Raw genomic sequence first — 21,512 nt, 5'->3', positions numbered from 1 at the left:
GTGGCGTGGGGCGGCTCTTCCTTGGTGTCCGAGGGGCGGTTCGCGCCAGTTTCGTGAGCGATGGAGAACTCAATGACAGGCGATCGGAACGATCAACATCAACATGCGCTGGTGACGGGCGCGGGCCAAGGCATTGGCGAGGCGATTGCACGCCAGTTGCTGGCGCAGGGCGCTCGCGTCACGGTGCTGGGGCGTCGCGCCGAGCCGCTGCAAAAACTGGTGGAAGAACATCCCGGTCAATGCCGGATGGTGCTGGCCGATGTGGCGGATGAAGCACAGGTGAAAACGGCGTTTGAAAAGGCAGTGGCTGCGCAAGGTGCCATCAGTATCCTGATCAACAACGCAGGTCAGGCCGGCAGTGCACCGTTCATGAAGATGGATGCCGCGCATTGGCAGCAGATGCTGGCCGTCAACCTGAGTGGCACCATGCACTGCATCCAGCAAGTGCTGCCGGCCATGTCCGCTACGGGCTGGGGACGTATCGTCAATGTGGCCAGCACGGCTGGTTTGGTGGGCTATGCCTATGTCGCAGCCTATGTGGCGGCCAAGCATGGCGTGGTGGGCCTGACACGAGCCCTGGCGCTGGAGTACGCCAAGACCGGGATCACCGTCAACGCCGTCTGCCCCGGCTATACCGAAACAGAGATTGTCAAAACCAGCATTGACCGCGTCGTAGCCAAGACCGGTCGCACACCAGAGCAGGCAATGGCCGAGTTCGTCAAATCCAACCCCCAAGGCCGCCTGGTACAGCCGCACGAGGTGGCGGACGCCGTGCTGTGGCTATGTGGGCGAGGCGCATCAAGTATTACCGGGCAAGCCATAGCCGTCGCTGGTGGCGAAGTCATGTGAACCGGATTTTTGGAGACAGACATGAGCGAATATGCAATCGATCCAGCGCTGCAAGCTGGCAATCACAAGCAGCTGGCGGGCTATAGGGCCACGCATTTCCAGTGGCAGGTGCAGGCTGGCGTGGCAACCATCACTCTCAATCGTCCGGAGCGCAAGAATCCGCTGACGTTTGATTCCTACGCCGAACTGCGCGACCTGTTTCAGCAGCTCAAGTGGGCGCAGGATGTAAAGGCCGTGGTGCTGGTCGGCGCGGGCGGCAACTTCTGCTCGGGCGGTGATGTGCACGAAATCATCGGTCCGCTGGTCGCGCTCAAGGCTCCCGAGTTGCTGATGTTCACCCGCATGACGGGCGAACTGGTCAAGACCATGCGAGCCTGCCCCCAGCCCATCATTGCGGCAATCGATGGCGTATGTGCGGGGGCAGGGGCCATCATGGCCATGGCCTCGGACATGCGCCTGGGCACTGCGCGCAGCAAGACCGCATTCCTGTTCAACCGCGTGGGGCTGGCGGGCTGCGACATGGGGGCCTGCGCCATGCTGCCGCGCATCATTGGCCAGGGCCGTGCGAGTGAGTTGCTCTATACGGGGCGCAGCCTGGGCGGAGAGGAGGGTGAACGCTGGGGCTTCTTCAACCGTCTGAGCGAACCTGAGAGCGTGCTGGCCGAGGCGCAGAGGCTGGCCGCCGATCTGGCTGCCGGTCCCAGCTTTGCCAACGGCATTACCAAGACCATGCTGCACCAGGAATGGGCCATGACGATTGAGCAGGCCATCGAAGCCGAAGCCCAGGCCCAGGCCCTGTGCATGCTGACCGAGGATTTCTCGCGTGCCTATCACGCGTTTGTCGCCAAGCAAAAGCCAGTCTTTCAAGGAAACTGATATGGCAGACACCAGCTATTTGAAGTGGCCTTTTTTTGAAGCTCATCACGCTCGTCTGGCCCAGTCGCTGGATGCCTGGGCCAGGCAGAACATTGCGCATTCCCATGGCCCCGATGTGGATGCCGAATGCCGGCAACTGGTCAAGGCCCTGGGCGAGGCCGGCTGGCTGCGTCATGCGGTTGCGGGTGAGATCCATGGCGGCGCAGGAGAGCAGATCGACACCAGAGCCATCTGCCTGATCCGGGAGACTCTGGCGCGTCATAGCGGGCTGGCCGACTTTGCGTTTGCCATGCAGGGCCTGGGCTCGGGAGCGATCTCTTTGGCGGGCAGCGAAGAGCAGAAAAAACGCTATCTGAGCCTGGTGGCCAGGGGCGATGCGATCTCAGCCTTTGCGCTGTCCGAGCCCGACGCCGGCTCGGACGTGGCGGCCATGGCCTGCGAGGCCAGGCTGGAAGGTGATCACTATGTCATCAACGGCGAGAAGACCTGGATTTCCAACGGGGGGATTGCCGACTTCTATGTCGTTTTTGTGCGTACCGGCGAGGCTGCGGGTTCGCGTGGTCTGTCGGCACTGATCGTGGAGGCCGGCACCCCGGGCTTTGAGATTGCCGAGCGTATCAACGTCATCGCGCCACACCCGCTGGCGCGTTTGAAGTTTTCGAACTGCCGCGTGCCTGTCGCCCAGCTCGTGGGCGCGGCCGGCGAGGGCTTCAAGGTGGCGATGCGCACGCTCGATGTGTTCCGCACCTCGGTGGCCGCCGCATCGTTGGGCTTTGCGCGTCGTGCCATGGATGAGGCATTGCAGCGCGCGACCAGCCGCAAGATGTTCGGCGGCGTGCTGGCTGATTTTCAGCTCACCCAGGCCAAGCTGGCGCAGATGGCCACGCAGATCGACAGTGCGGCGCTGCTGACCTATCGCGCAGCCTGGTTGCGTGACCAGGGCGAGAACGTGACAAGGGAAGCCGCCATGGCCAAGATGACGGCGACGGAAAACGCCCAGCAGGTGATCGATGCCGCCGTGCAGATCTGGGGCGGCCTGGGCGTGGTCAGCGAGCAGCCTGTGGAGCGCCTTTACCGGGAGATTCGCGCCCTGCGCATCTACGAAGGCGCGACCGAGGTGCAGCAGCTCATCATTGGGCGTGACCTTATCAAAAGTCATAGCTGATGGCGCTTTTGTATCAAGCGTTTGATCCTGTTTTCGCCTGAAAGATCGGAATCATGTCTTACACCGCGCATATCGATACCTTTGCTGCCGACAACCTGCCACCGCCCGAGCAGCAGCCCGAGTTCATTTTTGAGCTGCCCGAGCTGCGGTTCCCCGAGCGCCTGAACTGTGCCGTGGAGCTGCTGGATAGACATGTGAGCGAGGGGCGCGGCGACCGTTTGTGCATTCAGGCCGAAGGCCTGCGCTGGAGCTATGCGGATCTGCAGCTCAAGGCCAATCGCATCGCCAATGTGCTGACGCAGGAGCTGGGTCTGCAGCCGGGCAACCGCGTGTTGCTGTGCGCACCCAACAATCCCATGATGGTGGCCTGCTGGTTTGGCGTCATCAAGGCCGGGGGCATTGCCGTGGCCGCCATGCCGCTGTTGCGGGCCAAGGAGCTGTCCACCATCATCGACATAGCGCAGATCAGCCATGCGTTGTGCGATGCGGCGCTGCGCACCGAGGTGCTGGGTGCGCAGGAAAAAACCAGCACGCTCAAGGCCGTGCGCTATTTCAACAGTGTGGAAGCCGATGCCCTGGAGCGCCTGATGGAGCAGGTGGGCGATGACTTCCAGGCCGTGGAAACTGCAGCGACCGATACCTGCCTGCTGGGCTTCACCTCGGGCACCACGGGCGTGCCCAAGGCCACCATGCATTTTCATCGCGATGTGATGGCGGTCTGCGCCTGCTGGCCCGTGCATACGCTGCGTGCCAATGCCGACGATGTGTTCATAGGCAGTCCTCCGCTGGCATTCACTTTCGGGTTGGGTGGGCAGGTGCTGTTCCCTATGTCCATCGGGGCCAGCATGGCCTTGCTGGAGAAAGCCGGCCCCGTGCAATTGGTCGATGGCATTGAGCGATTTGGTGCCAGTGTGGTGTTCACGGCGCCCACGTCCTACCGTGTGATGGCCCAGCAGGGCGAACGCATCCGCCGCACCCGGCTGCACAAATGCGTGTCGGCGGGCGAGGCCTTGACCGCCTCCACACGCGCGCTGTGGAAGGAGGCGACCGGTATTGAAATCATTGACGGCATCGGTTCTACCGAGATGCTGCACATCTTCATCTCGCACCGCGAAGAGGAGGCTCGTCCCGGTGCCACCGGCAAGGCCGTGCCCGGCTATCGTGCCAAGGTGGTGGATGATGCGGGGGTCGAGGTACCGCCCGGCACCGTGGGCAGGCTGGCCGTGCAGGGACCAACGGGATGCCGCTATCTCAACGACAGCCGTCAGACCAAGTATGTGAGCCGGGGCTGGAATCTGACGGGCGATGCCTATCTGATGGATGTCGACGGCTATTTCGTTTATCAGGCACGCACCGACGACATGATCATCTCGGCCGGATACAACATCGCTGCACCCGAAGTCGAAGAGGCCCTGATGCAGCACGGTTCTGTGGCTGAATGCGCGGTGATTGGCGTGGCCGACAGCGAGCGAGGCCAGATCGTCAAGGCCTTTGTGGTGCTGCGTGCCGGCCATGTGGCCAGCGATGCCATGGTCATGGAGCTGCAGGATTTTGTGAAGAGCCGGGTCGCGCCCTACAAATATCCACGGGCCGTACAGTTCGTCGATCAGCTGCCGCGCACGGCCACGGGCAAGTTGCAGCGCTTTCGCCTGCATCAAACCTGATTGCTATGTTTTTAAAAGCTGCATGCGCCTGATTGAAAAGCGCTGCAGGCAGATTTTGCTGAAGGAATTGTTTGGGTATGAATGAAGTGGCAATGGCTTCAAAACGCTTTGTGACGCAGGTGCCGATTCGTTTTGCGCACTGCGATCCAGCGGGCATCATCTTCTTTCCCCAATATCTGGTGTTGTTCAACGGGCTGGTCGAAGACTGGTTCAACCAGGCGCTGGGCCTGAGCTATGCGGACATGCTGGACAAGGACAAGGTGGGCCTGCCCATCGTGCATCTGGAGTGCGACTTTCGTGTCATCACCCGCATGGGTGAAACCGTGAGTCTGGGCCTGTCGGTTGCCAAGCTAGGCAATCGTTCGCTGACGCTCGATGTGGATTGCACAGGTCCTGAGGGACAGCTGCGCGTGACGGCGCAGAAAGTGCTGGTCTTCACCAGTCTTCAAACCCATCAGGCCATCACTGCGCCGCAACATATCCGCCACGCAATCGAGCGTTGGCAAAGTTCATCCAATCCAACAGAAAACAGGAGTTGAACATGCAAGTACTGCTGCCTCCGGGCTGGCCCCGGCCCAAGGGATATGCGAATGGCGTGGCCGTCAGCGGCCGCCAGATCTATGTGGCCGGCATGATAGGCTGGGACGCCGAAGGCCGGTTTCATACCGACGACCTCGCGGCGCAGGCCAGACAGGCCCTGCACAATATCGTCGAGGTGCTGCAGGCCGGTGGAGCCAGGCCCGAACATATCGTGCGCATGACCTGGTATATCACCGACAAGAAGGAGTATCTGGCGCAGCAGGCCGAGATCGGCAAGGCCTATCGCGAGCTGATCGGCTCATTCAGCGTGGCCATGACGGCCGTGCAGGTGGCCGCCTTGATCGAGGACCGGGCCAAGGTGGAGATCGAGGTGACTGCAGTCGTGCCCGACTGATTGGCAATCTGGGCACGCATAGCCGCTGGGCCTTGGGCGCAGCGGTTTTTTTACGGCTGCTGCTTTGCAGTTTTACCGTTGTGCAGCGCGGTTTGCATTGGGGCAGCGGAGGCCGAGCTATCCTCGCGCCCAAGGAGCTACCCTCCAGCCGTTGCAAGCCCGCTGTTTTGTGAGATGCCATGAAGCCGATATTTGACCCGTACCGACGCCATGTTCTTCAAGGCATGCGTGCCGCAGCATTGCTGACGGGGGGCGCCATGCTGCTAAGTGCCTGTGGCAAGAAGACACCCAAGGCCGCAGCCGTTCCTGCCGGGGCTACCGTGTTGGCGCTTGGAGACACCTTGACACAAGGTGTTGGCGCCAATGCAGATGCCGGCTACCCCACCCTGCTGGCCGAGCGCACGGGCTGGAAGGTGGTGAATGCCGGTGTTTCGGGCGAGACCAGCAAACAGATTGCGGACCGTCTGCCGGGGCTGCTCGATGAGCACGGGCCATCGTTGGCGATTCTGTGCGCCGGTGGCAACGACTGGCTGCAGCGCAGGAGCGAGCAAGTTGTGCAAGGCGAGATCACGCGCATGCTGCAGCTGTGCAAAGCCAGGGCGACGCCCGTGCTGCTGGTGGCCGTGCCGGAGCTGAGCCTGAGTGCAGCGTTGACGGGGCGCATGAAGGATCACTTCATCTACCAAACCTTGGCCAAGGACAACCGGGTGGCATTGTTGGCCGATGCCTGGAGCGAGGTGCTGGGCAATAGTGCCTTGCGCGCCGATCAGGTACATGCCAATGCCGCAGGCTATGCGCGGTTTACCGAGTTGCTGGTGGCTCAGGCCCGGGCTTCTGGCTTTCTGGCGTAAATCACGGCTCGGCCCAGCGGCTGCGGACCAGGCAGGTTTCAGAAGTCCAGCAGGCTCAGGCCCACGCTGAGTACCGTGCGCTTGTTGTTGTAGTCGATCAGACTGTCGCCATAGCCGCTGAACAGCTGAACATGCAGGCGCAGATTGCTCTTGCCGCCGTTCCAGCCTTCGCCCAGGGTGCGCAGCCACTCGATACGACCGGATCCCTTGCCCTGGCCCAGCGAGCCGCGTGCAGTCAGGCCCAGATAGTTCTGCTCGTTGACGTTCCAGCCCAGCTTGACTTCACCACGACCGATGTAGTCCTGGATATGGGGGTTGTCGTCCTCAAGCGCGCTCTCCTTCATGCGCTGCCAGGCTTTCAGATGCAGCTGCCAGCGGTTGCCCAGCTCGGCCCCGGTCATCAGATACCAGCGGTTCCAGCTGCGCGACAGCGGGTTGCTCTGGCCGTTCGACTGATGAGCTATGCCTATGCCCGAGTAGCGCCAGCGCCAGCCCAGCGGAAGCTGGGCGTCCGTCGGGTAGACATAGAACACCTCGGGCTCGTGGTCGGTGGTGCGGAAGGGCCGCGAGATATCGCCGTTGAACAGCTGCCAGTAGGACTGCTGGGTATAGCCGAACCACAGCGAATCCTTGCCTGTCGAAGTGGGGCCGGTCAGCAGGCCGGAAGCAATCTTGGTGCGGGCCGAGAGCTGCAGGCGCATCTCGTGCTTCTGGTATGGCTGCTCGGTCGTCAGGCCGCGACTGGGCGAATAGGGTTGCTGATTGACCTCGTCGCCCACGACCACGGAAACGGACATGGGGCGGTAGCCGCGGAAGTTGAAGGTGCCGCAGTCCGTGCCGGGCTCCAGTTCGTAGTAGCGCGAGACCTCGGTGTAGCGAGGATCGCGACAGCCGCCGTTGGTAGGCGAGAGACCCAGGCCGCTGTCGGCGCCGGCTGTGCTCGCCGTCGCTGAGCTGGCTGGCGTGGCGTGGTTTGCCGAGGCAGGATCCGGTGCTGCTTGTGCGCTGGCCGCTGGGGCACTCCAGCTGGTAGCGGGTGGCGCAACAGCCGGGCTTTGCTTGACTGCCCAGGCGTCGAAACATGCCAGACGGTCGGTGTTGCTGGTGGTGGCTGCGCATTGCTGCCAGCTTTCGGGGGAGGGTAGTTCTGCGCTGTTGGCGGTAACTGGGTTCAAGCCGCCGACCAGCGCCAGGCCGATGCTCAGGGACAGGGGATGCGGGGTGAAAAAGCGAATACTCATGGGATCAATCAATGCACAGGCCGGTTGCGGTTGGCAACACCCAGCCCTGCTCAGGGTTGGGCCTTGCGCATGATGAACGCACGTGGTGGAACATTTTCTCCCTCCTGGTAACTGCCGTGAATTTCTGTACCGCAGCTGCCCTTGACCACCTCGCCCAGCCAGGTGCCGGTGATGCGTGAGCCGTCTGCGCTTTCTTCAAGCGTGACCGTGCCCTCGTTCACATCGCCCACCATGGGATGGTTGCTGCCCAGGCGGCTGACGCTGCCTTTGACATTGCCTTGCCATTCGGGATGCGGGCCCAGCACCATGAGGGCGGTTCCCTCACTGCCGGCGACGGAACCCACCCATTCCCCTTGCAACTGCTTGTCGCTCATCTGCCAGTCTCGCGCACAAGTGCTGGTAGGCTTGGAGTCAAACTGCGCGCAAGCGTTGATGGATAAAGCGCTGGCAGCTATGAAAATCAAGGTTCTAAAGGTCATCTCGGCTCTTCAGTTGGCGGCGCCTGGCGCAGCCTGGCTCTTGCGCGCGGCAAATTCTTCGCGCAGCTTGCGCAGCTTCTCGCGCGGGTCTTCCTTGGCCGTGGCCGCATCGAGGCCCATCTCCTTGATGAAGCGGCTGGGTTGGCAGGCCACCATCTCACGGCCCTTTTTGCGGCGCTTGGTCCAGCTCACGGCCAGCGTGCGCTGGGCGCGGGTGATGCCCACATACATCAGGCGGCGCTCTTCCTGCAGCCGTGCTGCCGTTTCATCGCTGACCTGCTGCTGCTTGCCGTCGTCATCGTCCAGCTTGAATGGCAGCATGCCCTCGGTCACGCCGACCTGCATGACATGGGGCCATTCCAGACCCTTGGAAGCGTGGAGGGTGGAGAGCACGACCATGTCCTGCTCCTTCTCGCGTTCGCTGATGGTGGAGAGCAGGGCGATGTTCTGCGAGACCTCCAGCAGGCTCTTGACCTCGGTCTGGGTGCCGGCGCCTGCAGCATCTTCTATCTGGCCGCCAGCACGCTGGGCCATCCAGTCGCAGAACTCCAGCACATTGCTCCAGCGCGCGGCAGCGACAGACTCGCTGTCTTCGCTGTCATACAGATACTGTTCGTAGCCAATTTCCTTGAGCCAGTCGATCAGAAAGCCGCGCGAGGCCTCAAACCCCAGGGTGTGGCGGGCGCGGTATTCCAGGTCGTTGATATAGCGGCCGAATTCCAGCAGGCTCTCGAAGGCCTTGCGCGGCAGCGCCTCCTCCAGCATGGCATTGAACAGCGAGCCGAACATGCTGAGCTTGTGCGCGGCAGAGAATTCCCCGAGCTTGCCCAGCGTGGTGTGGCCTATGCCGCGCTTGGGCGTGCCTATGGAGCGCAGAAAAGCCGGGTCGTCGTCGTTGTTGATCCAGAGGCGGAACCAGGCGCACAGGTCCTTGATCTCGGCGCGGTCGAAAAAGCTGGTGCCGCCCGAAACCTTGTAGGGGATATTGGCCTTGCGCAGCGCCTTCTCGAAGGGCTTGGCCTGGTGGTTGGCGCGGTAGAGGATAGCGAAGTCCTTCCACGCGGGCTGCGGGTTCATATTGGCGCGCAGGCCCTGAATGCGGGCCACGGCGCGCTCGGCCTCATGCTCTTCGGTGTCGCAGTCGACGATGCGCACGGGTTCGCCCTCGCCGAGCTCCGAAAACAGTGTCTTGGGAAACAGCTTGGGGTTGGGGCCGATCACATTGTTGGCCGCTCGCAAAATGGCGCTGGTGGAGCGGTAGTTCTGCTCCAGCTTGATGACCTTGAGCTGCGGAAAGTCCACGGGCAGCTTCTTGAGATTGTCCAGCGTAGCGCCGCGCCAGCCGTAGATCGACTGATCGTCGTCGCCCACCGCCGTGAAGTGAGCGCGCTCGCCCACCAGGAATTTGAGCAGCTCGTACTGCGTGGCATTGGTGTCCTGGTACTCGTCCACCAGCACATGGCCCAGCAGGCGTTGCCATTTCTCGCGCACCTCGGGGTGGCCGCGCAGCAGGCGCATGGGCATGCCGATCAGGTCGTCGAAGTCCACGCTCTGGTAGGCGGTCAGGCGCTCTTCATAGCGCTGCATGATGAGAGCGGTGCTGCGCTCGTTGTCGTCCTGGGCCATGGCCAGGGCCTTGCGGCTGTCCCAGCCCTGGTTCTTCCAGCCGCTGATGGTCCACTGCCACTGGCGGGCCGTCGCCACATCGGTGGTGCCGCCCGCGCAGTCCTTGAGGATGCCGGTGACATCGTCGGTGTCCAGAATGCTGAACTGGGGCTTGAGACCGAGAATGTGGCCGTCCTCGCGCACCATGCGCACGCCCAGCGAGTGGAAAGTGCAGATCAGCACCTCCTTGGCCTGGCGGCCAATCAGACCGGCGGCGCGTTCGCGCATTTCGGCGGCGGCCTTGTTGGTAAAAGTGATAGCGGCAATGCGGCGCGGCGCCAGACCGGTTTCGATCAGACGGCCTATCTTGTGCGTAATCACACGGGTCTTGCCCGAGCCGGCGCCTGCCAGAACAAGGCATGGACCTTCGGTGTAATGCACGGCCTGGAGCTGAGCGAGGTTGAGACCAGCAGACATGAAGCAGAGTGACCCATCATCAAAAACAAGGACTGGGAGCATACCGCTTCGCTGTGAAGAGCCCTGATGACAGTGCTCACAACTGACAAAAATCAGGGACTCAGCGAGCGTTTCACCTACACGTGCGCTCTCCTGTTACTTGAATAATTGTTGTAATAAGGTGTTAGTTGTGTAGCGTGAAGATTGCATCGTGTCCGGCCTTGATCCCGACAGCGCCAGCGAATTTTCGATGGTTGAGGGATTCATTGTCTTTTCCTCAACCCTCAGGGTGTTGTGCATGGCGAGAACCATCGGTGAAGTGAGCTTGGCCGCAGAACTTTGGACGCCTGCCGTGCAGCAGCGCTTTGAAGCGCTGTTCGCCGTGGCCGCGCGCAAGTCGCTTTCCGGCTGGCGTCAGGTTCCGCGCCATGCGGCCGAAGTGCTGGTGATCGAAGGGCTGGAGAGCCTGCTGGCCAGGGCCGAGGCGAGAGCTCCTTGCGTGGTCTATCTCGGCGGCGAGCCGGCCATGCAGCCGCTGGGGCGTTCTTCCCAGGGCTGGGCAGTACATCTTGATGTGGACTTCACGCTGTCCGACCTGATCGACATGCTCGACCGTGCCGCGGTTTTCCTCATGGACTGGAGAGCCCGGCACAGGGCCGGTGAGCCCCTGCCGCTGCAGCGTGCCTTGCAAGAGCTTCAGTCGCAGGGAGTCGACTGTACGCATTGCTTTCAAATCAAATCCTGGGTCGCCTTGCCTGGCAGCGTCAACAGCGCGCAGAACATGCGTGCGCTGGCGCTGCTCGCGCGTGGGCCTATCGATGCCAGATCGCTGGCCGAGCACGCCGGCATTGAGATGTCGCAACTATCGACCCTGCTGTCCCTGCCTCAGATTCAGGCAGTCCTGCGCTGTAGTCTGCGCGGCTCCGAGGACCCCTCCGCTGCGCAGAAATCAATTACCCAGAAGCAGCCAGCCGCATCCGTGACGCGTCAATGGCTCAGCAGGCTGACGGGCTGGATTACCCGTGGAGGACGTACATGACATCTTTCATGCCCATGCAGCCCGGCCTGGGCCTGCTGCGGGTGAGTCTGCTGGGGCCCATGGGCGTGGGCAAGACCACGGCGCTGCGCAGCCTGTGCGGGGAATTCATGGCAGGCAGCGATGTGCGCAACCTGGACAAGGTGACGCACAGCAAGGAGTTCACCACGGTAGGGGCGGAGTTTGGCGAGATCGACCTGGGCTCTGGCGAGCGACTGCAGCTGGTAGGCAGCCCCGGTCAGGATCGTTTTGATTTCGTGCGCCGCTGGGTGCTTTCTGCATCGGTGGGAGCGCTGCTGATGGTGGACGTCAACGATGCGGGCGCGGTGGACTACGCCTGCGAGATGCTGACGGGGATCGCAGAGCTGGACCAGGCACCTTTGATGGTCATTCTCAGTTGCCGTCCCGCCAGCGGAGCAAGGCTGGAGGCATTCAGCTCCGCCCTGGTTGCCAAAGGCCATGACCTCACCCCGCTTGTTGAGGCTGATCCACGTGATCGCCAGCAGATGCTGGATGCCCTGAGCGTGCTGGCATCGCTGCTGTCCTTGCAAAGTCAGACTCTATGAAGACCCATAACTCTCTCGTGATTCCGCCACATGCCGTGGAGGCAGGTCGGGAAATCCTGGCGCGCGTGGTTTCCCCGGTGGCGGGCGTCCACATCGCCTTGCTCTGTACCCCTGACGGTTTCGAGATTTCAGCGCTGCGCATTCGCAGCGATCTGCCGACCGAACGACTGTCGGCCATGGCAGGCTCGCTCATGGCCATGGCCAAGGCTGTGGCCAATGAGATCGGACACAGGGATTGCAAGCGCCTGACCTTCGAGACGGAGTCGGGCACGGTGGTCTTCCAGGCGGTGAACGGCTCCTTCCCGGCCGTTCTCTGTCTGGTGGTGGATCAGAACGCCTTGCTGGGTCGTGCGCTTTGGGCGGCCGGTGAGGTTGCCACAGGGTACCTGCCCTCTTGATCACAGGTTCACTGGAGTTCTGAGTCTGAGTGGGTGCGCATCCGTCGCACGAGTTCCTTGTCTTGCTTTTCAAAAGGTGGATTTATGGCCTCTATCCAGGATTCTCTGAACGCTCTGATGACCGCAGACGGTGCTGTCTGTGGCGCTCTCGTGGACAGCGCAAGCGGCATGCTGATGGGCAGCGTCGGCGTCGGCGGCGGCGTGGACATGGAGCTGGCCGCGGCCGGCAACACCGAGGTCGTGCGTGCCAAGATCAAGACCATGCGCATGCTCAATCTCAACGACCAGATCGACGACATACTGATCACTCTGGGCAAGCAATATCACATCATCCGTCCCGTGGCCGCCAATGACGGCGTGTTCTTTTATCTGGTGCTGGACAAGGCTCGTGCCAACCTGGCGCTGGCGCGCCGCAAGACTGCAGATGTGGAAAAGGAACTCAAGCTCTGACGTGCTGTCCTTGTACCTGTCACAGCAGCCTGCCTTGCGCAGGCTTTGTTTTTGGGTAGGTCTGCACTGAAAAATTTTCATCGCAGGCCGTGAGGGGGTTGGAGTCGGGCGCTGTCACAATTTGTGCGTGTTGTCCGTTCTACTCATCACCTTTCCCTTCTTTGCCCTGGTGGCTTGCGGCTTTGCCGCCACATGGCGCGGCATCCTGCCCCAGGCAGCGATCCCCGGCCTCAATGCCTTTGTGCTGTACTTTGCGCTGCCCTGCATGCTGTACCGCTTTGGTGCGCAAACACCGATTCATCAGCTGCTCGACATCAACGTCACCCTGGTCTATCTGCTCTGTGCGGCGCTGATGGTGGGCACGACCGTGCTGCTGACACGCGCACGCCTGGGCTGGAACGATGCCGCATTCGGTGCACTGGTCGCTGCTTTCCCCAACACCGGCTTCATGGGCGTTCCCATGCTGGCGGCGCTGCTGGGCGCGCAGAGTGCGGGGCCGGTGATCGTGACCATGGCCATCGACATGGTCATCACCACCTCGGCCTGCATTGCGCTGTCGCGGCTCGATCTGGCGGGAGGGCAAGGAATCTGGCTGGCAGTGCGCAATTCGCTCAAGGGCATGGCGTCCAATCCCATGCCCTGGTCGATTCTGCTGGGCGGCCTGGCGTCGGCCATGGGCTGGGTATTGCCCGGCCCGGTGGACAAGACCGTGGCCATGCTGGCCGCAGCGGCTTCGCCGGTGGCCTTGTTCACCATAGGCGCGGTGTTGGCGCGCTCGCAGATGAACAGCCACGAACGCGTGGCAGCGCGCGACTATGTACCGATCGCGCTGGCCAAGCTTGTCGTCCATCCGCTGCTGGTTTGGGCCGTCGGACTGGCAGCGATCTCCATGGGACTGGGGCTTCAGCACGAAACTCTGGTGGTGCTGGTGCTGCTGGCAGCCCTGCCGTCCGCCAGCAATGTGTCGCTGCTGACCGAGCGCTACGGCGCCCACGGCGGCCGCGTGGCGCGCATCATCCTGGTGTCGACCAGCCTGGCCTTCCTCAGCTTCTCCGCCGCCGTGGCGCTGATGACCTGATCAAAAACAAGAGCGGCTTGCGCAAGACCAGCCTGCGCAAACCGCTGTTTTGGCTAAAAACCGCAAACAAGCACACCCCAACAAAGAGACACCGAGGAAGGGCCTAGGCGGCCCCGCCGCCCCGCACCGAAGGTGTCGTCCCCCTCCCGAAGAGAGAGGGGGAAGGCGCGAAGCGCCTCAGGGGGAGTGTTCAATACTCCCAGAACATCCGCTGCAGTTCCTTGGTGTTGGCGCCCTTGGTCAGCGCCAGCATGGTCAGCAGGCGTGCTTTTTCGGGGCGCATGTCGTGGGCGACCACCCAGTCGTACTTGTCGTCGGGCTGCTCGGCATTGCGCAGCACAAAGCCGTAAGGCACGCGTGACGAGCGCACGACGAACACGCCCTTGCCGCGGGCATCCTGCAGCGGCTTGACCATGCGGTCGGCCACCGAGCCATTGCCGGTACCGGCATGGACGATGGCCTTGGCGCCGGCATCGACCAGCGCATTCACGGCCGTGGGCTGGACGCTGCCATAGGCATAGACGATGTCCACCTGGGGCAGCTTGTCGATGTTGTCGATATTGAACTCGGAGTTCATGGTGTGACGCTTGACGGGCGCGCGGAACCAGTAGTTCTTGCCCTCGACCACCATGCCCAGCGGGCCCCACTGGCTCTTGAAGGCGCCGGTCTGGATGTTGATGTCCTTGTTCACATCGCGGGCGGTGTTGATCTCGTCATTCATTGTGACGAAGACGCCCTTGCCCCTGGCGTCCTTGGAGCCTGCCACGCTGACGGCATTGACCAGGTTCAGCGCGCCATCGGCGGACAGGGCAGTGCCCGGGCGCATGCTGCCGACCACGGCAATGGGCTTGTCGGTGTGAACGGTCAGACTCAGGAAGTAGGCTGTCTCTGCCAGCGTGTCCGTGCCGTGGGTGATGACGATGCCATCCACATCGGACTGCTTGGCCAGTTGCGAGACGCGCTTGGCCAGTGTCAGCAGATTGTCGTTGGTGAAGCTCTCGGAAGCGATCTGGAACACCTGCTCGCCGCGCACATTGGCGATCTGGGCCAGCTCGGGCAGGCCGGCCAGCAGCTTGTCCACAGGTACCTTGGCGGCTGTGTAGGTGGCGCTGTTGACGGTCGAGGCACCAGCACCCGCAATCGTGCCGCCCGTGGCCAGCACCACCACATTGGGCTTGGCTGCCTGCGCCTTGGCCGCCTGCGCAGCCGCAGGCGATGCATCCTGCGCCAGAGCTGCGCCGGGGGCGGACAGAACGCCCAGAACGGCGATGGTGGCGGCCAGCAAGGACTGGCGGAAGACTTGTTTTTGCATGAAGTAGTGCTCCGTGATTGAATGAAACGGCCTCTTGTGGAGCCGAGCCTCACACCATGCAATAGCCATGCCGGCTTGCCCATTCGCGCAAATCCCGATGGATTTGCCAAGCGCCTGCGGTTTATATAAATTGATAGCTGTCAGCGCTTATGGGTAAAGGGCTAAAGAGCTAAAAACCTTAAATTTCAGACGACTTTAGATGCTGAGCGGATCCACATCCACCAGCCAGCGCACCAGCGGCCTGTGCTCGGGCAGCGTGCGCAGCCAGTGCAGATACTGCTGCCAGGCATTGAGAAAGCGCAGCAGGGCGCTGCGGTTGCCGGCTTCCAGCAGCATCTGGGCGCGCTCCACATTGGCCACGCGCTGCACCGCCATGGGGATGGGCGGGTAGATGAACACTTCGTCCAGATAAGGCAGCTTGGCCTCTCTGGCGACCTGGGTGGCGGCATTCAGAAAAGCCTGGGCAGCTTCCTGGGTGCGTGCATCGGCCCGGACTATGGCCTGAAAGGCATAGGGCGGCATGCCGGCGTCCAGCCGTTCCTTGAGTTGCTGCCTGGCAAACGCCGGATAGTCATGCTTGCGTAGTGCGGTGTAGACGGCGTTCTGAGGGTCATGGCTTTGAATCCACATCTCAGGATGGCTGCCCTGGGCCTTCACATATTGCGCATCGCGCCCGGCGCGCCCGGCGGCCTGCATCAGCAGGCAGAACAGCCGTTCCGGGGCGCGATAGTCGCTGGAGTACAGCGCGCTGTCGGGTTGTACGGCGGCCACCAGCGTGATGCGCCGGAAGTCATGGCCCTTGGCCACCATCTGGGTGCCGACCAGCACATCCACGTCGCCGGCATGCACCTGGGCCAGTTGCTGCTCAAGGCTGCCCTTGGCCTTGGTGGTGTCGGCGTCAATGCGCGCCACACGGGCCGGATTGCCGTCGGGGCGCTGCACATTGCGCAGCAGCCGCTCCAGCTCTTCCTGCAGCTGTTCCGTGCCCTTGCCCAGCGGCAGGATGTCGGGGTTGCCGCAACTGGGGCAGGCAAACGGCACGCGCTGGGTAAAGCCGCAGTGGTGGCAGCGCAGCGTGCGGTCGCCCTTGTGAAAGACCTGGTGGGCGCTGCAATGGGGGCAGTCGCTCTTCCAGTTGCAGTCGGCGCAGAACAGCACAGGGGCAAAGCCGCGGCGGTTGAGCAGAACCAGGCTTTGCTCGCCGCGCTTTACGCGCTCGGTAATGGCCTCGATCAGCGGTGGCGAGAACACGGCGCGCTTGGGTTGCTGGCCCATGTCCACCATTCTCACCCTGGGTAGACCGGCCGCGCCTGAGCCGGCCGCGCCAATGCTGGCCGCGCCGATACGGCTGGGCATATGCAGGCGCAGGTAGCGGCCGACATCGGGTTCCGAGGCATGCCAGCTCTCCAGCGATGGCGTGGCGCTGCCCAGTATGACCTTGGCGCCGGTATCGCGCCCGCGCCAGATGGCCAGATCGCGTGCTGAATAGCGTGCGCCCTCCTGCTGCTTGTAGCTGGCATCATGTTCCTCGTCGACCACGATCAGCCCCAGTTGCGGCACGCTGGCAAAAATGGCCATGCGCGTACCGAGCACGATGCGGGCGCGGCCCGTGTGAGCGGCCAGCCAGCTTTTGAGACGCTGCGGGTTGGTCATGCCGCTGTGCATGCTGACTACGGCGTCCTTGCCGTACTGAGGCACGAAGCGGGCGACAAATCGCTCTTCCAGCTGAGGCGTGAGGTTGATCTCGGGCACCATCACCAGGGCTTGAGCCTCCGGGTTGGCATCCAGCACGGCTTGCACTGCACGCAGATAAACCTCGGTCTTGCCGCTGCCAGTGCTGCCGTAGAGCAGGAACGGGCCGGGGTTTTGCTCAATTTGCTCGAAGACCGCCGATTGTTCGGCACTGAGGGCGAGCAGAGGCGTTGCGCTGTTGGTGTCCGGCGTGTGAGCCATCGTCTCGGTGCTCGCTTGTGCTGCTTCAGCGGCTTGTACCTTCTTGCGCTTGCCGGCTGGCGGCTTGGCTGTCTTGGGCGGAGCCAGCCGCCGAGCCAGCTGTTCGGGCGACATATCGCGCAACTGAGGCGGCAAGGCGGTGACGGCGATCTCGCCCAAGCTGCGCTGGTAATAGTGCGCGGCAAAAGCCACCAGCCGTCGCCAGGCCTGGTTCAGCGGTTCTATGCCCTGCAGCAGGCCGGCAATGCTGCGCAGTTCCACCCCGTCTGGAATGGCTTCGGGGGCGGCGGGCGTATCCCAGACCACACCCAACAACTCTCTTTTTCCCAGAGGAACGCGCGCCAAGCTGCCGGGCTCCAGCCATGCATCGCTAACGTAGCTCAACAGATCACCTACGGCGCTGTGGGCAGGGGTCTGGACGGCAACGTAAACGATATGGGACATGGAGTTGGATCGGGGGAAGGCGCTGCAGAGGCCGCCGTTCCTCAGAGCTATAGCAGATTTTGAGGCCTGCAAAGGCTTTGCGTTCTGTGGATAACTTTGTGAGAAACAATGTGCGCGAAAGGCCTGAGCAAGTCCTGTTCGTGCTTGCAAGCCGGCAGGATGGCGGAGTGGTTGAATAATTAATTTATTTAAAACAAAGACTTATATGTGTTCATGAGGCGATGAGGAGCTTGCTTTGGCAGAGTGTTGGCAGGGAGTCTGCCTCGCCATATCTGTGCATAAATCAGGCGGCGAGTCACTGTCAACCGAGAAGCTCCCTAAACCTAAATGCTTCCAAACCGCTGTGCAAAGTCCTTAACTTCTCAAAAAATAGCACTAGAGCCAGCAGCCATGAGGTATGCAGTTATCTTGAAGCATCCATATGTGGATAACTTCCGTCAATCGATGCCAAGGTGGATGAAAAAATAAAAAAGCGCCAAGCACTGCTGGCGCCGAGTTTTTCAGGGTCTGAGATTTAGTGATTTGAAATCAATGATTTGCTGCCGCTTTGCTGCATCTCAGACCGGCAATTGTCGCTCAATAACCATTTGATTTTATCGGGTGATTGAGGCCCGTTGTTCTGCAACAAATGCCTGGGAAGGCACTTGTTGCAGGGGGAGTCAGTCCTTTGTGCGCAGCAGGCTCGAGTGGCTGTGCACAGCTTCGACCAGCGCGGCCACATGTTCGGGCGGGGTGAACTGGCTGATGCCGTGACCCAGATTGAAGATGTGGGTGGGGCCGGTGGTGCTCTTGTCGGTATGAGGCTTGCCAAAGCTGTCCAGCACGGCACGCGCCTGGGCGGCGACCTGCTCGGGAGCGGCAAACAGCACGTTCGGGTCGATATTGCCCTGCAGCGCCTTGCCGGGGCCGCCGACCTCGCCGCCCACAATGGCGCGCGCCTTGCCCAGATTGGCCGTCCAGTCCAGACCCAGCACTTCGCAGTCGATGTCCTTCATGTCGGGCAGCCAGATGCCACCGCCCTTGGTGAAGACGATGCGGGGCACATCGCTGCCGTCCACACCGGTGCGTTTGAGCTGAGCCAGCACGCGCTTGGTATAGGCCAGGCTGAATTCCTGGAAAGCACCGTCGGCCAGCACGCCGCCCCAGCTGTCAAAAATCATCACGGCCTGGGCGCCGGCATCGATCTGGGCGTTCAGGTAGGCAGCCACGCTGTCGGCGTTGACTTCCAGGATGCGGTGCATCAGGTCGGGGCGCGAGTACATCAGCGACTTGACGGTGCGGTAGTCATCGCTGCCCTTGCCCTCGGTCATATAGCAGGCCAGAGTCCAGGGGCTGCCCGAGAAGCCGATCAGCGGCACACGGCCATTGAGCACCTTGCGGATATTGGTGACGGCGTCAAACACATAGCGCAGCTTGTCCATGTCGGGCACGGCCAGCTCGGCCACGGCGGCCTCGTCGCGCACGACCTTGGCAAAGCGCGGACCTTCGCCTTCGGCGAACGACAGGCCCAGGCCCATGGCGTCGGGCACGGTCAGGATGTCGCTGAACAGAATGGCGGCGTCCAGCGGGAAGCGATCCAGCGGCTGCAGGGTCACCTCGGTGGCGTAGTCCACATTGGTGGCCAGGCCCATGAAGCTGCCGGCCTTGGCGCGGGTGGCCTTGTACTCGGGCAGGTAGCGTCCCGCCTGGCGCATCAGCCACAGGGGCGTGTAGTCAGTAGCCTGGCGACGGCATGCGCGCAGGAAGGTGTCATTGGTCAGGGGGGCGAAACTCATATGCCGATTGTCGCCCACTCCGGCTTTCCCATTCACCACAATCCCGAGCGGCAATTCAGCTCTCTGTGCAGGTATGGCTGTTGCGAGGCCTTGTCACGAAAACGTCATCCAAATGTCGCGCAGGCTTCATCTGCGTTTTCCACAATGGCGCCACGCAGACACACCGTGTGGCACAGGCAGGCCGCCAACTGCGTCCAACACCGGAGGAAAGCAGACATGAGGCATCCCGAGATTCTTGATGCGCTGAATGGCCAGAGCATCGCGACGACACAGTCATCGGCTCCCTCGCTTTCCCATCGTCCCGCTAGTCCCGCACACGCTGCAGCGCCCGCTTTGCGCCTGCAGGTGCGCTGGGCCCGGCATCTGGACGAGGTTCGCCAGGCCCAGCGCCTACGCTACCAGATCTTTGCCGAAGAAATGGGTGCTGTGCTGCAGACGCCTGTGGCTGGCCACGATATCGATGTCTTTGACGATTTCTGCGAGCATCTGATGGTTTGCGATGAAGAGCAGAACAAGGTGATCGGCACCTACCGTCTGCTGACCCCCGCTCAGGCTCAGCGCGCCGGCGGTCTGTACAGCGATCAGGAATTCGATCTCTCGCCCATCAACGCCTGGCGGGCACAGATGGTCGAGCTGGGGCGCAGCTGCGTGCATGCGGAGCATCGCCAGGGCGGCGTGATTCTGGCGCTCTGGGGGGCGTTGGCCGAATTCATGCAGCGCAACCGGCTCGAGGCCATGGTGGGCTGCGCCAGCATTCCCATGCAGTACCCGGGCCTGGCCCATGGCGAAGGCCCGGCACGCATCTGGCAGCAACTGCGCCAGAGCCATCTGGCCGAGCACGAGCTGCAGGTGCGCCCCTGCGTAGCCCTGCCCGAGGAGCTTGCACATATCAGCAATGTCTCGGCAGATGCGTTGAAGGTCGAGCCGCCAGCGCTGATCCAGGGCTATCTGCGTGCCGGTGCCAAGGTGCTGGGGGCACCGGCCTGGGACAGCGACTTCAATACGGCCGATCTGCCCATCATGATGCGCATGCAGGATCTACCCTCTCGCTACCGTCGGCTGTTCGGGCGCATGAAGGCCTGAAGCGAGAGCAGCAAGCAAAAAGCCTGTGGCCATGCCACAGGCTTTTTTGATGACTGGACGGGTCATGCAGCGTGGCCGGGCTCATCTTCCAGGCCTTCGGCAAACAGGCCCAGCGCCGTAACCATCAGGCCCAGCATGAGGAAGGCATAGGCTGCAATGGACAGCACCAGACTCATGCTGTAGCCCCATTGCAGAACCGAGCAGGCCCAATCCCAGGATCCATAAAGCGCGCTGCACTGATTGCTGGCCGGCATGTGCACATACCAGGTGACGGCGATCCACATCAGGATCAGCATCACCACCGTGGTGCGAAGCTTGTGTGACGGCGTCTGGTCCATGTTCTTGAGCAAGACCAACGGTATGGCTCCGCCCCAGACAAACATCATCAGCCAACTGAAGGCAGGAGCCTGCGCCAGTGCCTGTTGCAACCAGTGCATCTTGGGCATGCTGTTGATGCTGGCCAGGATGTCCCAGGCAAAAGGCAGAGCCAGACCGGCGATTGCCAGACTGGCCAGCGCCAGTGCACGCAACAGGCAAAGACGTTTGTGAGACGGCTGGTGGATAAGGTTGGCATGCATGGCTTACCTCCTGTGCAGTTCAGGCAGTCCGCAGTGGTCAACGCGTGCAAGGCTGGCAAGGGCTGGAAACTGCGGTTGCGCCTGGCTTGTGGGCAGTTCCAGTCTAGAGCTTTTGCCTGGTTTGTGCCATAGGCACTATGCGCCTGCTTGAAGTCGCGCTCCACTCCAAGGCGAGGCCGATGTGCACAGTCGTAAAGTTGATTGCGCCAGGTTCATTGAGCTTGCCGGGGCTGGCATCTGCTCACCCCTGGGGCTAAGCTTGGTCTGCTCGACTCAGGGCCATGACCCCGCAGCGCCGGGCAAAGGAGTTCTTATGCTGAGCCATTCTGCTGTGACGACGATGCTGCCGGTGATGGATATGGCGCGTGCTCGTGCTTTCTACGAAGAAAGCCTGGGTCTGCAGCCAGGAGAGCTGCGGCCCGATGGAAAGTTTGTCTACCTGGTTGGCGGCAGTGCGCTGGCCCTGTTTCCAAAGCCTGGCGGCACCAAGGCCGAGCACACGGCCATCAGCTTTCGGGTGCCCGATATCGCTGCCAGCATTCGGGAACTGAAAAGCCGGGGTGTGGTGTTTGAGGACTACGACTTCCCCGACTTCAAGACCGTCAACCATGTCTGCGTGCTGGGGTCCGAGAAAGCCGCCTGGTTCAAGGACACCGAGGGTAACTACCTCTGCCTGCACGAGGAAGTGGCGCCAGCCTGAATTGCGTCATGCTTTGCGC

At 62.1% G+C, this 21,512-nt stretch carries 21 protein-coding genes; 14 read left to right on the top strand and 7 right to left on the bottom strand.

All coding sequences use genetic code 11. The features are described from left to right. Positions 1-72: 72 nt before the first annotated feature. The 7 genes from CSE6_RS21570 (at position 73) to CSE6_RS21540 (ending at position 6,339) form a co-directional block, all read left to right on the top strand. Positions 73-849, top strand: a complete 777-nt coding sequence (locus CSE6_RS21570; protein WP_034353017.1) for an SDR family NAD(P)-dependent oxidoreductase — start codon at positions 73-75, stop codon at positions 847-849. A gap of 21 nt (positions 850-870) precedes the next feature. After that, positions 871-1,725 carry an enoyl-CoA hydratase family protein gene (locus CSE6_RS21565; RefSeq protein ID WP_059441445.1) on the top strand — a complete coding sequence of 285 codons (855 nt, stop codon included), beginning with the start codon at positions 871-873 and terminating at the stop codon, positions 1,723-1,725. Position 1,726: 1 nt separating this feature from the next. Further along, positions 1,727-2,890: an acyl-CoA dehydrogenase family protein gene (locus CSE6_RS21560; RefSeq protein WP_059441444.1), complete on the top strand. Its 1,164-nt coding sequence runs from the start codon at positions 1,727-1,729 to the stop codon at positions 2,888-2,890. Positions 2,891-2,943: 53 nt separating this feature from the next. Beyond that, positions 2,944-4,554, top strand: a complete 1,611-nt coding sequence (locus CSE6_RS21555; protein ID WP_059441443.1) for a benzoate-CoA ligase family protein — start codon at positions 2,944-2,946, stop codon at positions 4,552-4,554. 77 nt (positions 4,555-4,631) lie between these two features. Beyond that, on the top strand, positions 4,632-5,093 hold the full coding sequence (locus CSE6_RS21550; protein WP_080745868.1) for a thioesterase family protein: 462 nt from the start codon (positions 4,632-4,634) through the stop codon (positions 5,091-5,093). 2 nt (positions 5,094-5,095) lie between these two features. After that, positions 5,096-5,488: a RidA family protein gene (locus CSE6_RS21545; RefSeq protein ID WP_012836821.1), complete on the top strand. Its 393-nt coding sequence runs from the start codon at positions 5,096-5,098 to the stop codon at positions 5,486-5,488. Between the two features lie 179 nt (positions 5,489-5,667). Further along, positions 5,668-6,339, top strand: a complete 672-nt coding sequence (locus CSE6_RS21540; RefSeq protein ID WP_059441442.1) for a GDSL-type esterase/lipase family protein — start codon at positions 5,668-5,670, stop codon at positions 6,337-6,339. 38 nt (positions 6,340-6,377) lie between these two features. On the opposite strand, the gene CSE6_RS21535 is transcribed toward CSE6_RS21540, so the two are convergent. The 3 genes from CSE6_RS21535 to CSE6_RS21525 are packed head-to-tail and all read right to left on the bottom strand — an operon-like array spanning position 6,378 to position 10,141. Beyond that, complete coding sequence (locus CSE6_RS21535; RefSeq protein WP_059441441.1) at positions 6,378-7,580, bottom strand: phospholipase A; 1,203 nt, start codon at positions 7,578-7,580, stop codon at positions 6,378-6,380. A 50-nt stretch (positions 7,581-7,630) separates the two neighbouring features. After that, on the bottom strand, positions 7,631-8,059 hold the full coding sequence (locus CSE6_RS21530) for a hypothetical protein (RefSeq protein ID WP_059441440.1): 429 nt from the start codon (positions 8,057-8,059) through the stop codon (positions 7,631-7,633). A gap of 9 nt (positions 8,060-8,068) precedes the next feature. Continuing rightward, complete coding sequence (locus CSE6_RS21525) at positions 8,069-10,141, bottom strand: ATP-dependent helicase (protein WP_059441439.1); 2,073 nt, start codon at positions 10,139-10,141, stop codon at positions 8,069-8,071. A 229-nt stretch (positions 10,142-10,370) separates the two neighbouring features. Between CSE6_RS21525 and CSE6_RS21520 the strand changes: the two genes are divergently transcribed. The 5 genes from CSE6_RS21520 (at position 10,371) to CSE6_RS21500 (ending at position 13,648) form a co-directional block, all read left to right on the top strand. Next, positions 10,371-11,159: a hypothetical protein gene (locus CSE6_RS21520; protein ID WP_193751157.1), complete on the top strand. Its 789-nt coding sequence runs from the start codon at positions 10,371-10,373 to the stop codon at positions 11,157-11,159. Next, entirely contained in the window at positions 11,156-11,722 is a 567-nt protein-coding gene (locus CSE6_RS21515) for an ATP/GTP-binding protein (RefSeq protein WP_034393641.1), read from the top strand. The genes CSE6_RS21520 and CSE6_RS21515 overlap by 4 nt, the downstream gene beginning before the upstream one ends. Next, the gene (locus tag CSE6_RS21510; RefSeq protein WP_034393644.1) at positions 11,719-12,120 is read left to right on the top strand and encodes a roadblock/LC7 domain-containing protein; all 402 of its coding nucleotides are present in this window, start codon (positions 11,719-11,721) and stop codon (positions 12,118-12,120) included. The genes CSE6_RS21515 and CSE6_RS21510 overlap by 4 nt, the downstream gene beginning before the upstream one ends. 84 nt (positions 12,121-12,204) lie before the next feature. After that, entirely contained in the window at positions 12,205-12,570 is a 366-nt protein-coding gene (locus CSE6_RS21505) for a hypothetical protein (RefSeq protein WP_059441438.1), read from the top strand. A 127-nt stretch (positions 12,571-12,697) separates the two neighbouring features. Beyond that, positions 12,698-13,648, top strand: coding sequence for an AEC family transporter (locus tag CSE6_RS21500; RefSeq protein WP_059441448.1), 951 nt, complete (start codon positions 12,698-12,700; stop codon positions 13,646-13,648). A 190-nt stretch (positions 13,649-13,838) separates the two neighbouring features. On the opposite strand, the gene CSE6_RS21495 is transcribed toward CSE6_RS21500, so the two are convergent. The 3 genes from CSE6_RS21495 to hemE form a co-directional block, all read right to left on the bottom strand. Then, positions 13,839-14,960 (bottom strand): asparaginase, encoded by a 1,122-nt coding sequence (locus CSE6_RS21495; protein ID WP_059441437.1) that lies wholly within the window; start codon positions 14,958-14,960, stop codon positions 13,839-13,841. Between the two features lie 195 nt (positions 14,961-15,155). Further along, positions 15,156-17,357, bottom strand: a complete 2,202-nt coding sequence (gene priA / locus CSE6_RS21490; protein ID WP_059441436.1) for a primosomal protein N' — start codon at positions 17,355-17,357, stop codon at positions 15,156-15,158. A gap of 659 nt (positions 17,358-18,016) precedes the next feature. Continuing rightward, positions 18,017-19,132 (bottom strand): uroporphyrinogen decarboxylase, encoded by a 1,116-nt coding sequence (gene hemE / locus CSE6_RS21485; RefSeq protein WP_059441435.1) that lies wholly within the window; start codon positions 19,130-19,132, stop codon positions 18,017-18,019. Between the two features lie 216 nt (positions 19,133-19,348). Between hemE and CSE6_RS21480 the strand changes: the two genes are divergently transcribed. Beyond that, on the top strand, positions 19,349-20,215 hold the full coding sequence (locus CSE6_RS21480; protein ID WP_059441434.1) for a GNAT family N-acetyltransferase: 867 nt from the start codon (positions 19,349-19,351) through the stop codon (positions 20,213-20,215). 62 nt (positions 20,216-20,277) lie between these two features. Here CSE6_RS21480 and CSE6_RS21475 read toward each other — a convergent pair whose 3' ends face one another. Beyond that, positions 20,278-20,793, bottom strand: coding sequence for a hypothetical protein (locus tag CSE6_RS21475; protein ID WP_034353055.1), 516 nt, complete (start codon positions 20,791-20,793; stop codon positions 20,278-20,280). A gap of 313 nt (positions 20,794-21,106) precedes the next feature. Here CSE6_RS21475 and CSE6_RS21470 point away from each other — a divergent pair, with 313 nt between their 5' ends. After that, the gene (locus CSE6_RS21470) at positions 21,107-21,493 is read left to right on the top strand and encodes a VOC family protein (RefSeq protein ID WP_012836833.1); all 387 of its coding nucleotides are present in this window, start codon (positions 21,107-21,109) and stop codon (positions 21,491-21,493) included. Positions 21,494-21,512 lie beyond the last annotated feature (19 nt).

Origin of the sequence: Comamonas sp. E6 (assembly GCF_001010305.1) — a bacterium.
Taxonomy (GTDB): domain Bacteria; phylum Pseudomonadota; class Gammaproteobacteria; order Burkholderiales; family Burkholderiaceae_C; genus Comamonas; species Comamonas thiooxydans.
The sequence above is the reverse complement of the archived record's forward strand: the minus strand, read 5'-3'. Positions and strand labels throughout refer to the sequence as shown.

What these genes read in the sequence shown, in the direction of transcription:
- CSE6_RS21570 (WP_034353017.1), top strand. Translation starts at nt 73, where the DNA reads ATGACAGGCGATCGGAACGATCAACATCAACATGCGCTGGTGACGGGC.
- CSE6_RS21565 (WP_059441445.1), top strand. Translation starts at nt 871, where the DNA reads ATGAGCGAATATGCAATCGATCCAGCGCTGCAAGCTGGCAATCACAAG.
- CSE6_RS21560 (WP_059441444.1), top strand. Translation starts at nt 1,727, where the DNA reads ATGGCAGACACCAGCTATTTGAAGTGGCCTTTTTTTGAAGCTCATCAC.
- CSE6_RS21555 (WP_059441443.1), top strand. Translation starts at nt 2,944, where the DNA reads ATGTCTTACACCGCGCATATCGATACCTTTGCTGCCGACAACCTGCCA.
- CSE6_RS21550 (WP_080745868.1), top strand. Translation starts at nt 4,632, where the DNA reads ATGAATGAAGTGGCAATGGCTTCAAAACGCTTTGTGACGCAGGTGCCG.
- CSE6_RS21545 (WP_012836821.1), top strand. Translation starts at nt 5,096, where the DNA reads ATGCAAGTACTGCTGCCTCCGGGCTGGCCCCGGCCCAAGGGATATGCG.
- CSE6_RS21540 (WP_059441442.1), top strand. Translation starts at nt 5,668, where the DNA reads ATGAAGCCGATATTTGACCCGTACCGACGCCATGTTCTTCAAGGCATG.
- CSE6_RS21535 (WP_059441441.1), bottom strand. Translation starts at nt 7,580, where the DNA reads ATGAGTATTCGCTTTTTCACCCCGCATCCCCTGTCCCTGAGCATCGGC.
- CSE6_RS21530 (WP_059441440.1), bottom strand. Translation starts at nt 8,059, where the DNA reads ATGACCTTTAGAACCTTGATTTTCATAGCTGCCAGCGCTTTATCCATC.
- CSE6_RS21525 (WP_059441439.1), bottom strand. Translation starts at nt 10,141, where the DNA reads ATGTCTGCTGGTCTCAACCTCGCTCAGCTCCAGGCCGTGCATTACACC.
- CSE6_RS21520 (WP_193751157.1), top strand. Translation starts at nt 10,371, where the DNA reads ATGGTTGAGGGATTCATTGTCTTTTCCTCAACCCTCAGGGTGTTGTGC.
- CSE6_RS21515 (WP_034393641.1), top strand. Translation starts at nt 11,156, where the DNA reads ATGACATCTTTCATGCCCATGCAGCCCGGCCTGGGCCTGCTGCGGGTG.
- CSE6_RS21510 (WP_034393644.1), top strand. Translation starts at nt 11,719, where the DNA reads ATGAAGACCCATAACTCTCTCGTGATTCCGCCACATGCCGTGGAGGCA.
- CSE6_RS21505 (WP_059441438.1), top strand. Translation starts at nt 12,205, where the DNA reads ATGGCCTCTATCCAGGATTCTCTGAACGCTCTGATGACCGCAGACGGT.
- CSE6_RS21495 (WP_059441437.1), bottom strand. Translation starts at nt 14,960, where the DNA reads ATGCAAAAACAAGTCTTCCGCCAGTCCTTGCTGGCCGCCACCATCGCC.
- priA (WP_059441436.1), bottom strand. Translation starts at nt 17,357, where the DNA reads ATGTCCCATATCGTTTACGTTGCCGTCCAGACCCCTGCCCACAGCGCC.
- hemE (WP_059441435.1), bottom strand. Translation starts at nt 19,132, where the DNA reads ATGAGTTTCGCCCCCCTGACCAATGACACCTTCCTGCGCGCATGCCGT.
- CSE6_RS21480 (WP_059441434.1), top strand. Translation starts at nt 19,349, where the DNA reads ATGAGGCATCCCGAGATTCTTGATGCGCTGAATGGCCAGAGCATCGCG.
- CSE6_RS21475 (WP_034353055.1), bottom strand. Translation starts at nt 20,793, where the DNA reads ATGCATGCCAACCTTATCCACCAGCCGTCTCACAAACGTCTTTGCCTG.
- CSE6_RS21470 (WP_012836833.1), top strand. Translation starts at nt 21,107, where the DNA reads ATGCTGAGCCATTCTGCTGTGACGACGATGCTGCCGGTGATGGATATG.